The 11,445-nt window shown below is 67.6% G+C and carries 14 protein-coding genes and 1 pseudogene; 2 read left to right on the forward strand and 13 right to left on the reverse strand.

Features of this window, described 5'->3' with window-relative positions; genetic code table 11:
* Window positions 1–52: 52 nt before the first annotated feature.
* Both AB0M79_RS30065 and AB0M79_RS30070 read right to left on the reverse strand, forming a co-directional pair.
* A pseudogene (locus AB0M79_RS30065) lies at window positions 53–1,323 on the reverse strand (IS701 family transposase).
* Between the two features lie 273 nt (window positions 1,324–1,596).
* Window positions 1,597–2,232 carry a DUF2690 domain-containing protein gene (locus AB0M79_RS30070; RefSeq protein ID WP_364220130.1) on the reverse strand — a complete coding sequence of 212 codons (636 nt, stop codon included), beginning with the start codon at window positions 2,230–2,232 and terminating at the stop codon, window positions 1,597–1,599.
* Here AB0M79_RS30070 and AB0M79_RS30075 point away from each other — a divergent pair.
* Window positions 2,152–3,774, forward strand: coding sequence for a hypothetical protein (locus tag AB0M79_RS30075; RefSeq protein WP_364220316.1), 1,623 nt, complete (start codon window positions 2,152–2,154; stop codon window positions 3,772–3,774). The genes AB0M79_RS30070 and AB0M79_RS30075 overlap by 81 nt on opposite strands.
* 327 nt (window positions 3,775–4,101) lie before the next feature.
* Window positions 4,102–4,260 (forward strand): hypothetical protein, encoded by a 159-nt coding sequence (locus AB0M79_RS30080; protein ID WP_364220133.1) that lies wholly within the window; start codon window positions 4,102–4,104, stop codon window positions 4,258–4,260.
* A 61-nt stretch (window positions 4,261–4,321) separates the two neighbouring features.
* On the opposite strand, the gene AB0M79_RS30085 is transcribed toward AB0M79_RS30080, so the two are convergent.
* From AB0M79_RS30085 to AB0M79_RS30135, 11 genes are all read right to left on the reverse strand, one after another.
* Window positions 4,322–4,987, reverse strand: a complete 666-nt coding sequence (locus AB0M79_RS30085; RefSeq protein ID WP_364220136.1) for a hypothetical protein — start codon at window positions 4,985–4,987, stop codon at window positions 4,322–4,324.
* Between the two features lie 184 nt (window positions 4,988–5,171).
* A complete protein-coding gene (locus tag AB0M79_RS30090; protein WP_364220139.1) occupies window positions 5,172–5,564 on the reverse strand; it encodes a hypothetical protein in 393 nt (130 codons plus the stop codon).
* On the reverse strand, window positions 5,561–6,226 hold the full coding sequence (locus tag AB0M79_RS30095; RefSeq protein ID WP_364220142.1) for a hypothetical protein: 666 nt from the start codon (window positions 6,224–6,226) through the stop codon (window positions 5,561–5,563). Before AB0M79_RS30095 ends, AB0M79_RS30090 begins: the two co-directional genes overlap by 4 nt.
* Complete coding sequence (locus tag AB0M79_RS30100; RefSeq protein WP_364220145.1) at window positions 6,226–6,642, reverse strand: hypothetical protein; 417 nt, start codon at window positions 6,640–6,642, stop codon at window positions 6,226–6,228. The genes AB0M79_RS30095 and AB0M79_RS30100 overlap by 1 nt, the downstream gene beginning before the upstream one ends.
* 28 nt (window positions 6,643–6,670) lie before the next feature.
* The gene (locus AB0M79_RS30105) at window positions 6,671–7,012 is read right to left on the reverse strand and encodes a hypothetical protein (protein WP_364220148.1); all 342 of its coding nucleotides are present in this window, start codon (window positions 7,010–7,012) and stop codon (window positions 6,671–6,673) included.
* Entirely contained in the window at window positions 7,009–7,476 is a 468-nt protein-coding gene (locus AB0M79_RS30110) for a hypothetical protein (protein WP_364220151.1), read from the reverse strand. Before AB0M79_RS30110 ends, AB0M79_RS30105 begins: the two co-directional genes overlap by 4 nt.
* Window positions 7,477–7,565: 89 nt before the next feature.
* Window positions 7,566–8,081: a hypothetical protein gene (locus tag AB0M79_RS30115; RefSeq protein WP_364220153.1), complete on the reverse strand. Its 516-nt coding sequence runs from the start codon at window positions 8,079–8,081 to the stop codon at window positions 7,566–7,568.
* A gap of 103 nt (window positions 8,082–8,184) precedes the next feature.
* Window positions 8,185–9,171, reverse strand: a complete 987-nt coding sequence (locus AB0M79_RS30120; protein WP_364220156.1) for a DUF932 domain-containing protein — start codon at window positions 9,169–9,171, stop codon at window positions 8,185–8,187.
* A gap of 171 nt (window positions 9,172–9,342) precedes the next feature.
* Window positions 9,343–9,906, reverse strand: a complete 564-nt coding sequence (locus AB0M79_RS30125; RefSeq protein ID WP_364220159.1) for a hypothetical protein — start codon at window positions 9,904–9,906, stop codon at window positions 9,343–9,345.
* Complete coding sequence (locus tag AB0M79_RS30130) at window positions 9,903–10,553, reverse strand: hypothetical protein (RefSeq protein WP_364220162.1); 651 nt, start codon at window positions 10,551–10,553, stop codon at window positions 9,903–9,905. Before AB0M79_RS30130 ends, AB0M79_RS30125 begins: the two co-directional genes overlap by 4 nt.
* A gap of 94 nt (window positions 10,554–10,647) precedes the next feature.
* On the reverse strand, window positions 10,648–11,445 hold a 798-nt coding region (locus AB0M79_RS30135; protein ID WP_364220165.1), incomplete at its 5' end, for a hypothetical protein.

Below are 11,445 nucleotides of genomic sequence, written 5' to 3' on the forward strand. Positions count from 1 at the left end.
ATCGGAACGCCCCTACGTCGAGTTCAGCGTCCCGGCCGAGGACGGCCTACAACTAGTACTCCAGCCGCCCTTCCGTCAGATGGAGTCTTCGCTGGTAGTGGCATGTTCTGGCGCGGAACTGATGTCGGCGGCGCCATGTTGACCATCGATCGATGTGATCGACTGGTTGGGGTTGGGTGATCAGGTGTGCCAGGAGACGGCGGATCTCGCCGAGGGTGAGTGGGATGAGTCCGTCCCGGCCTGTTCCGGCGCCCCCTTTTCCGCGTGTGTGGCGGTGATCGCGAGGAAGGCGTGGGCCACCATAACCAGAGTTATGTGGCGGTACCAGGCGTCGTAGCGGCGGACCTGGTAGTGGTCGAGTCCGACCTCGTTCTTTGCCGTCTGGAAGCACTCCTCGACCGCCCACCGGGTGCCGGCGACCCGGACCAGTTCCTCGTCGCTGGTGTCGGCCGGGCCGTAGCACAGGTAGTAGGCCAACTCGGTGGGCCTGGCGACGCTGCGGCGGATCAGCAGCCAGCGGGCGAAGCCATGCTCGGCGGTGCCGGTGTCGGGTAGCGTGGCCACGGCCCAGTCGTAGATGCGGGGGCCCTTGACGCCGTCGCCGCAGCTGCGGCGTTTCCAGGCCAGATCGGGCGCGGCGGCGGCCAGAGCGTCGGCGCGGGCGCTACCGCGTTCGGTCGGGACCTTCTGGTTCGCCGGTACGGCAAGCACGTATCCGACGTGCCGTCGCTGAAGTTCGAGGCGGAACTTGCCGTCCTTGCCGTAGGCCTCGTCCGCGGTGACCCACGACGCGGGTAGGCCGGCGTCCAGGGCCCGGGCAAGCATCCTCAGCCCGAGTGCGGGCTTGGTGGCGAAGGTGACCGAGTCGTCGATCCCGGCCTCGCGTCGTCGTGACAGGTCGTCGCACCAGGACTGCGGCAGGTACAACTCCCGGTCCAGCAGCACCCTGCCCTGCGGGGTGGCGTAGGCGAGGAACACCCCGAGTTGACAGTTCTCGACCCGGCCCGCAGTTCCGGAGTACTGGCGCTGCACCCCGGCGGACTTGACGCCCTTCTTCATGAACCCGGTCTCGTCCACGATCAGGACCCCACCAGGCTGGTCGAGGTGCTTGCGGACGTAGTCGCGCAGGTCGTCACGGACCGCGTCGGGATCCCACACCGTCCGGTTCAGCAGGCGTTGCATCGCGTCCGGGGTGCGGTCACCGGCGGCCTCGGCCAACGTCCAGCCGTTCTTGTCCGAGATCGGCGACAACAGCCCCAGCAGATAGGCCCGCGCCTGCCGTCGTGGCTCCACCCGACCGAAACGGGGCGCCAACACCGTCAGCAGCTCATCGAACCGGGACAACCAGCCGGGCGCCTCTTTGATCGACACAGATACCAGAGTCTACATAGGACTACAGTTCCACCCTCGACCGGTGAGATCGCACCACAAACAGCCACTGACCAGGACAGACGTCACGGACGGAAAGGCGGCTGGAGTACTAGAAGCCATGTTGAGCCGGAAGGGACTCGGCGACAGGAAACTCTGTCGCCGAGTCCCCTTACACGTCGCCAAATATGATTAGCGCGACGAGCCTGCACCTATGCTCTCGATTGTCTAAACGCAAGCGGTCTGTGTGTCGTGCCAGCGCTCCGAGCCCCACAGCACCATGGCGCTGCCGTAGACCGGGCGTGTGGGCGAATAAATCATCCTACTCCACCAGTACGAGCCATTGTTGCTCACGTAGCCTTGCTTGTATTCGGAGGATCGTTCGGAACAGGACGGCCATGGCTGGCGGGCCTCCAGCCATTCGAAGTGGCCAAAGTTTGCTCGCACCCAATTTGTTCCACACCGGTTGGACCATCGCAGCTCAACAAGCTTGTAGCTCAGGTTCGGCGTGTACGAATGCGCAACGGTTTCCCCGTCGGCGGCACAGTAGGCCCCGGAGGGGTAATGCCGTGTGGTATTTGGGTCCATCCCGGAGCAGTAATCACCGTAGCAGTATCCTGCCGGCGGGGCCGCAGAAGCTGTTGCCGGTATGACGACAGATGTGGCGATTGCTACGAGTAACGCCATGACCCTGATGATCTTTGGCATCGTCGCTCCCTTCGTTGACAGCCGAACGTACACGCAGTGTTGACTCCCGGCTTGGATTGTTGAAGAGTTCTGAACATGGCAGTATCCGGTGTTCGTCGCGGCCGCCCGATCCAGCCCACCTCTCCCATCGAAGATCAAATCCCGGGCCGAGTGCATCGAGTAGCCTGGCTACTTCGCGTCAACCGGCTCTACGGCTGGGACGAACGACTCGTCAAAGCGGAGGGCTTCGCCAAAGAGTTCCGTGGCGGCTGCTCCCGAAGATCAGCAGATCGAGCGCAGGTCTCACGCTGGGAACGCGGCACAGAGCAGGCCAACCACTTAGTCATTCGCCGGTACGAGGAGATCCTTGGAGTTCGGCCGGCATCGTTGACCTCGGTCGCCGACATGATCTACCGAGAGGTCGATCATGGAGGGGGCTCCCAACGCCTGTTCCGACGGATTGACCCGAACGATGAGCATGTGCGAGCTACGACAGCGAACCTGCTTGATGCGGCCGAGTCGGGAACCATGACAGGATCGGACTGGGACACCCTCACGACCTATCTCGCCGTATCTCGCAAAAGGAAAGTTCCCTGGGACTTGATCAGTCGACGACTCCTGCTAGAGATGACCATCTCCCATGGAGAGGAGTGGCAACTGCGCTCAGTTGCAATTAGCCGCATGATCGCCGACTCGCGTAGCGAACTCGCAGTGGTCCAAGCATGTGGAGACTTGGTACGCGATATCGACAATCAAGTCTTCATCGAACCATTGCTCCTTCTCGAGTCCTCGGAGCATCCGCAGAGCGCAAGTCAGATCGTGCGTCATGCTACTAACCCGCTTAACGAACATGCCCACCAAGGCGCCTGGTGGGCCGCTGCCGAAAAGATCACCCAAGGCCACTTCAACGACAGGCAGAAAGAAGCACTCGGCCGAGAAGCCCTTGCTCTTCTGAATGAAGATACACATTTGCCGGGCTGCAGAGTGGCTGCAGCAGAACTGCTACGATGGATGCCTCCAGTTGGCAGCATTGCAGCAACCGCATTGCGTCGTGCGGTTCTTCGGGACAAGGCTGCGGCGTCAATCATTGCTGGTGGGCGAACTATGCAAGCTGTAGCGAGCCAGATGGTCATCCAACGAGTCGCCTGCCGCGCCTTGCAGCGCCTCCCTCGGGATGTGTTGGACAGCGACCCCATCTTGGAGCGGCTCCTCGACGAGATGCTGCACCACCCGCAGTTGTCCACGCGAGTCATGGCGGTGCAGATGGTAGCCGCTACGCCTTATAGACTGCCGGTTGCTGCAGCTCTAATCACCGAGCTTGATCGGCGACTTTCTTGCAGGGAGTCATCGACTATATTGCCGATTATTCATGCCATCGGCACGCTTGGAGGAAATGATTCACGAAAAGCAATCGAACGCATCGCGCTGGATGTCGCCACCCCACCCGACGTGGCAGACGCGGCGATCTGGGCAATTGCACACGTCGACAGTAGGATTGGTGACGAATTCTGGCAAGCCGTCAGGATGCGGTTGCAGCGCCGCTTGAATCCCGAGTATGCGCTACGTGGCATGGCGTATGTGGGCGGCATCTGTGGGCGAGGCGACTGGCTGGATGAATTAAAAAACGATCGTACCACACCTCCATCCGCGCGTACTGCCGCAAGGTGGTGGCTCAATCTTCCAGCTCATCTTAAAACGGCAACTCCTTGTAATCCGTGATGATATCGACGTTTACGCCGTCCCTTTACGGGCAGCGCTCGACACGCTCAGTGCCGTTGCAGTACTAACCCTCAACCCGGAGCACGCTCCCGGCCTCGCCGCCGCCCTGCTCCGCGCCGCCGACACCGCCGACGCGGCCATTCGAGGCGACGTCCCGCAGTGACATACACCAAACGCGAATCGACGACGATCCGCCCTCGAACAGAGCCGTCAGTCGTAACCCAGTCTGGGGCCAGCGGCGGTCTTGATCGCGCCGTCGAGGTCAGCGTGGATAGGCACGGCTGCCCCAACGGGCACCGCGCCAAACGCTGCCAGAAGGGATCACACATGACCGATGAAACGCCCGGCCCCCGAACGATCGAGGTCACTGACGACGTGTACGACGTGCTGAAGCGCACCACCGACAGCCGAGACACGGACATCAACGGCGCGCTGCGCTACCTGATCGAGGTTCCGACGCCTCGGACTGCCGCCGACGGCGATTGAACAGCTCGCAGTAAGGGTGCCGCCGAGGCCGGGCTGAAGGACTCGGCGGCACCCTTCGTACTTAAGCCGTTTGCCCGGAAGAGGTACCGCTCGCCGCGTACACGGCGGCAAGCAGTCGTTGCGCCGTGCGTTGAGTGATGCCGAGCTGCTGAGCCAGCGCGACGCCGAGGCCGCGCCGGTCGCGTCCAGTGCGGGCGGCCTCGGCCAGGAGCGCGATGGCGGCGGGAAGTCGAGAGTCGTCGGCGTACGGGTGCGGTTTGCGGGCACCGGTGGTGCCGGGGGTGCGGCCGGTGGATTGTCGGCCCGTGCGGGCGTCGGCCACGGCCCACACTGTGCGGCGGAACCACAGGCGGCGGGTTCGGTTGTCTGGCAGCTTCGTGACGCGGTCTGGGTGGTTGAGCAGGGTGTCGGGCAGGTTGCGGTAGGAGCGGTAGCCGAGGATCTTGGCTGCTGCTCCGGAGCCGATGAGGTCGTCGGGTTTGCCGCGGCGGTGGACCTTGGTCAGCTCGGCGCGTTTCGCTGCCTGGTGTTCGGTGTGGAAGGTCTCGACGTCGTCGAGCCAGAACCAGTCACGGCCGTCGTGGTGGAAGCCCTCGGGGAAACCGAATCGAGTGCGGTGGCGGTACCAGTGGTTGACGGTGGAGTAGGCCGCGCCGGTGTGCGCGGCGACGCCGGCCCGGTTGAGGGCGGTTCGTCCGCCGATCACGCGTCGTGCCATGTCGCCCATCCTCCTTCCCCGGGTGGCTTCCTGCGAGCACGGTGGCGTCGAGGCAGGCTCGCCGTAGGATTGGTGGCACGCCCCGGTCCGGGTAGAAGCGGTCGTTTGGTCCGCGGGCGGCCCGGAGTGGGCGAGGTGGCCGGTCGGGGTTGCGCGCACCCTCGGGTGCGCCCGCCGGCCACCGACCACCCCGTTATAGCTTCGGGCGCAGCAGCCGCCACGCCACGTCCGCCATTCGGTGCAGTGGCAGGGCGGCGAGTTTGGCCCGGGTGGCGGGTTTGAGGGCGTGGTACACGGTCAGGATCGCGGCGGCGGTGGTCGCGTCCACCACCACCCCGTCGATCTTGCGGAAGTTGCCGCGCTTCGCCTCGCGCAGCAGCTCGATCACGCGGAGGTCGCCTGCGGTCGCGTCATCGGGAAGCGCGTCGATCTCGGCCAGTCCTTCGCAGTCCGGGCAGGTGACGAGGTGGGGGTCCTCGGTGACGCGGGTCAGTGGCCCGTCGTCGGCTGCGCACACCGGCCCCGTACGGCGGTGGGCCTTGGCGTGGGTGGAGGCGGGCGGATCGTGCCGCGCCGTGACGGTCATGATGCCCCTCCTGCCGTGTCGGGCCAGATGCCGAGCGGGTGGCCGGGGGTGATCTGGCCTCGGCCGGGTGCGAGGGTGTCGAACACTGCGGAGTACCTGTCGTGCAGTTCGCCTCGGGTTCGTATCAGGTGTTTGCCTCGGGTGAGCTTGGCGGGCATCGCGTCGGCCACGCGGCGGATCAGCCCGTACAGGTCGCGGGCCTCGATGAGGTCGGCGCATCCCTGACAGGCCGTCCACCGCTCGCCCCACGCCTGGGTGAGGGCGTGCTCGGTGTCGGTGCGGCGCACCCTGGCCGCGTGGTGCCGGGATCGGTAGTCGTTGACGGACACGACTTGCCGGGTGATCCGGCGGGCGTCGGTGATCTGGTTGGCGCATCGGTAGATCCAGGCGGCCTCGGGTGCGGAGCAGAAGTCGCACTCGATGATCGGATCGGGGATCTCGGTGAGGGGTGCAGGCTCGGGGCGGTGGTCGCTGTGCTGGCCGCGCTGCTCGGCCGCGTGCAGGTACCCGATGATGAGGCCCAGGTCGTTGAAGCGGATGTTCAGCCCTCGACGGCAGCGGCGGCAGTAGAGCGGCTCCTCAAACGGCGCCATACTCGTGTCGAAGGCTGCCGGCTTGGGCGGACGGGTGAATTCCTCGGGGTGCGGGAGGTGCGGCGGCATTACTGGTCGCCTCCGTTCTGGGGGCCGGTGTGCGGCCAAGCAGGGTTCGCCGGGTCGAGGGTCTGCTTGAGGCGCAGGCTGGCGAGGTCGACGAGTCGGCGGAGCAGGCTCGCCGTTCCGCCGCTGAGATCGGGGTCGTAGTCGTGGGCGATGCGGCAGGCGTGGCGTAGGGCTACGCACGCCTTGATGAGCGCGTTCTCCAGGGCGGCGTGGTCGTCGGCTCGTGTGCACCTCACGACGTGGGCGGCCGGATAGGTGCGCTCGTCGCCGTTGGGGAATCGCAGGGTGTAGCGGCGTGCGTAGGTGGTGTGTGGGGTGGCGTAGCGGACGTCGGTGACGGTGCCGAGGCGGTATTCGGTGGCGTCGGACGGGTTGATCACCCGGGCGGTGTCGCCAGCTTCCAGGGACCGGTACATCGGTGCTCCGTTCACGGGATGCGAAGGGTCAGCGGGTCGGGTGGTCGGTCTCGCCGCCACCGTTGATCTCGAAGGTGATGACCTCGTCGGGGGTCTCGGTGGTGTCGGCGTGCAGGTAGAGGTCGCCGGCTCGGCGTTTGACGCCGATGGAGACGTCGTGCACGTCGAGCACCACGTACGCCGTGCGGTCCCCGGCCGTGGCGTCACCGGGGTAGACGCGCAGGTTGAGTCGTGCCAGCACCTCGGCGCACACGGGGTCGACCGAGCCGAGCAGGGCGAGCGCGCCCGCGAGCTGCTGACTGCTGATGGCGTGTTGCCGCTCGCCGCCGATGCCGTCGGTGTTCTCCGAGGGGTCGATCCAGCTCGTCATGCCGGCCTTCCCTCGTCGCTGGCCGACTCGTCGCCGGTGGCCGGGTTGGGTGGGAAGGCGGCGAGGATGCCGGTGAGGGTGCCGCCGGCCTGCTCGTCGGTGATGGCGGCGCAGGCGATGAGGGCGGCTCCGGCGGCGAGGGCCTGGGCCGGGGTGTAGCGGACTCGTACGGTCCGGATGCCGTCGAGGGTGGTGCCGCGGATCTCGACGCGGCCTCGTCGCCAGGTGGCGACGGGCAACTCGTCGTCCGGGACCGCGTGGACGGTCCCCCGAAGTCCCTCGCACAGTGCGGTACGTAGGTGCTCGCGTCGGCGGGCGGCGATGGCCTCCCACCTCGAGGCGCTCCTGCTGTGGACGGTGTGGCCGTCGCTGGTAGTGGATGCCGCGTGGGCGTGGAAGCGTTCAGCATTGCCGGTCACCTGGGCGAACTCGGCCGCGAGGTCGAACAGTCGTTCTGGGTTCATGCGGAGACTCCGTGGTGAGTCAAAGGGGATATCGCCGGGGTGCCGCGCGGCCGGGGGTCGGACCGTGGCCGCACGGCATGTTGCGGCGGTCAGGGACGGTCGGCGGGCGGTACGGCGGCATCGGGCGGGGTCGCCGGTTGCCGGACGGTGCCGTTGGGGGCGAATGGCGGTGCCGCCTTCACGTGCGGAAGTCCGGAATTGAGCTGACCGATTCGGTCGAGCACGATCGCCCCGGTGGCGGTCAGGTGTGCGCCCACGGCGAGGGCCTGCGCGCCGGTGAGCAGCACGACGAGGCGGCGGGCCGAGGGGTCGTGCAGGTGCAGCTCGACGTGACCGTTAGGCAGTGGCCGGACCGGTTGGAAGCGCTCGACCTGCGCCCCTTTGGGCAGTCCCACACGAAGGGCCTTGGCCAGCGCCCGCCACTGCTCGTTGACGAGTGCGTCCCACTCCCCGGCGCGGGCGATCGAGTTGTCGTACTCGGCCCTGCTGGTCGAGTGTTCGGCCATCGCGCGGGCGACCTCGGCCCGCGCGAAGTTGGCGCACACCTGGTTGACCAGGGCGATCATTGCCTCGACGGTGGGCATCGGGGCGGGCGGTGACGTCACGACGGGCTCGATCCGGACTTTCGCGGTACCGGTGGCGCAGTGCGCGCCGGTACCGGAGCCGGCCGAGGTCTTCCGCCTACCCCGGAACCAACGCCAGCCCACCTCAGACCGCCAGCAGCTCGAACGCGCGGGCCTTGAGGTCCGCACCGGCACCGGTCAGCGCCCGGGTGGCGCGGGCGAGGTCGGTCTTGGCGGGGGCGAAGTGGTCGATGTACTCGGTGATGGCCTGGTAGCCGGCCCACCGGGTGCCCTTGATCGCCTTTTGGGTGTCGGCGTCGCGGATGAGGTACCGCAGTGTCGCGGTGCGCTGCTTCGCGTTGTTCTTCGCCGTGTCGGAGGCGTCGTCGGCAAGGGGCCACACCTGCGCGACGATCTTCTCGAACTCCCCCATGGTCAGCGACTCGTTGATCATCTTCTCGGCTTCGGTCTCGAAGTCGCGGAACGCCTTCCACATCAGTCCGAGGGCCTGCCGCGCCTCGGCGATCTTGCTGGTGACGTTCGAGGTGTGCCGGAACGTGTACGAGCTGACCGACCGCCGGTACGCGAGGGCCTGCGTGTTCGCACACACAATCCGTACCGGGGTCGCGTCCAGGCGCAGCGACGCGGTGCCGTCGTGGGAGGTGGTGGCCGCGAGGTACAGGTCCATGTCGTCCACCCCGGCGATCCGCATCGCCTTGGGCAGCTTCATGGTCACGAAGACCGACCGGCCCTTGCGCATCGAGCCGGCCGTCTCGAAATGAGCGCCGGAGGCATCGACCAGGAGGTTGAGCGTCTCGGCGACCTGCTCGTTCTGGACCACGCTGTAGTCCTCGCCGACCACGCCGAGGTACTCGGTGGCGCCGGTGACCGGGTTCGTCCGCACGGTCATGTACTTGTCGGGGCAGTCGATCTTGGTCACACCCTTGTCGGTGATCTCGATGCCCTGGATGGCGATCTTGCGGACCTCCCAGCCGCCGAGCCACGCCTTGCTCATGACCTCCTGCGCGGTCATGCACGCCTCGGCGACGGTGCCAAGCTGATGCCAGGCGGACAGCCGCGCGGAGGCGAACGCCGTCTGGCCGTTGGCGAACGTTTCGAGTTCGTGTGCCACGGTGGCACTCCTTCCAGGTCGTTTGGGTTTCGGCGGGCGGCGGGCCGGGGGTTGCGACCCCGGCCGCGCCGTCACAAACAATGTTCCCTACCTCGATGGGTCGATCAAGACGATCGATTCGAGTCGATCGAGGTTTCTGCGGCGAATCTGACGCCCGCCGCCGGGCGTGGCCTACCGACTGTCGGTGGCCGGCCGTAGCTGCCCGTCCGGGCCGTACACATGGGTGTGGACGGTCTTGAACGGGGCGGGTAGGTACACCGTGTATCCGTGTTCGGGAATGAACCGCGTTTGATAATCGCGGGTGATGCCCAACAGGTGCCGGTCGGGTTTGTCGCCGTGCGACCCCGGCGGGATGATGCCCGCGCCGGGCCGGTCGGCGCGGGCGCGGCGGTGCCGCCCGAGCGCGATGTGGGGGCACAGCGACAGTGCGGCGGTCATGCACTCGGGGTGCCCCGGCGGGTCGGCGTAGCGCATCAACTCAGCCGCACGAGGGCCGCCAAGAAACGCCACCCAATACCCCATCGGCTCGCCGCACAGCGAGCACTTGCGTTCGAGGGCGAGGCGGGTCGAGACGGTGGTGTTGATCGTGGTGAAGTCCACGTGCGACCCGCCGCCGGACGGGTCGGGGTGGATGTTGACCGGCGGGATCGGCAGGCCGCGCCGCACGTCGTGGGGACGCGCGGCCAGCGCGGGCGGAATGCCGGGCTTGTCGGCGGGCGGCATCGGGCGGGTCACGACGCCTCGCCGGTGCGGCCGGGCCGCGCGTCGGTGATGACGAGGCCGGGATTGGCGATCCGCAGCACCGGTGCTGCGGTTTCCCATTGCGTCGCGCTCAGCGTGTAGACGCTGGTGTCGAGTCCAGCGGCCTCCATCACGCCGTGTTGGGTCCCGGCGCTGTCGGCGTTGTCGAACACGGCCACCACGTCGCCACCGGCGACCACGTACACCGGAGCGTCGTCGGCGGGACGGGACAGCGGGGCGGTACGCCGGTGTTCGGCCAGCCACCGCCCGACCACCTCGACCGGGTCGCCGGTCAGGGTGCCGGTGTCGTAGCCCTCACCATCGAGCCACGCGAGGTGATCGGCGACGATCCAATCAGGATGAATGAGCCAGGATTGCCGTACGGCCTGCCACATGGTCAGGCGTGCCGGAACGCCGATCGGTTCGGCCGGTTGCGAGCCGTTCGGGCCGGGCACCGGGCATAGCGGGGTGCCGTCGTGGTGAGACGCGGCCGGACGCGAGGCGAATCCGTCGAGGGGCCAGTCACGCGGCGGTACTGGCCGGGCCGGTTCCCCGCATTCGGGGCAGCGCAGCGACCCCGGCGCGACCGTCGGGCCGTGGGCGTGGTGGTCGTGGTGGCTGTGGCCGTGGGGGTTGGTCATTGTCCGTTCCTTCCGTGCGCGTGCGGGTGGGCGTGCGGGTGGGCGTGCGGGTGCCGGGGCCGGGCAGGCTGCCCGGCCCCGGCGGGGTGGTCGGTCAGGCCGCTACCGGCGCGGCGGCGGCCTCGTCGGTGTTGGCCTCGGCGGCGGTGGCGTCGTCGGTCTCCGGCGGGGCCAGGAACGCGCGAACCTCGGCGGTCGGGGCGGGTGGGTTGTCCGCGAGGGCGTACGTTTCCGGGGCCTCGCGGGTCAGGATCAGCACACCGACCCCGGTCAGCTTGTCCATGCCGTTGCGGACCGCCCCGGGGCTGCGTCCGCCGATCTCACGGGCGACGGTGCCCGGGGTCACCTCGTGGCCGGGGCCGAGGTCGCGCATGAACGCCTCGACCCGGTTACGCAACTCGTTCTTTCCCAACCTGGCCGACCCGTCGCTGTTGATCTCGCCGGTCGTGCGGCCGGTGCCGGTGGTACGCCGAGCCGAGGGGCGGCGAATCTTGCGGGTGTGACCGCAGGTCGGGCACGTGGTGTGAGTCGGGGCGTTGGCCGGGTCCACCGTGGCGAGGTCGCCGTCCCCGACGACCCACAACTCGTTACCCTCGTCGTCAACCGGCAGACGACGCGCGGCCCCGGCAACCTCCATCGCGGCGAGGATCGTGTCGCCCATGACGACCGACAGACCACTCTCGTTGATCGCATTGTCGGCGGTGATGCCGTCCGGGTGCCCACCCAACACACCGGCCATGATCAGCACTTTCAGGTCAGGCTGACGCGGGGCGACCGGCACCCCCGACACCGGCGCACCGGACACGGGGGCCTCCGGCAGCGCGGACTCGTCCGCCCCACCGCCCCCGTTCGCGTCGTCGGCGGGGGTTGCCTCGTCGGTCGCGTCCGGGGT

It is taken from the genome of Polymorphospora sp. NPDC051019 (genome assembly GCF_040683055.1).
GTDB lineage: Bacteria > Actinomycetota > Actinomycetes > Mycobacteriales > Micromonosporaceae > Polymorphospora > Polymorphospora lycopeni.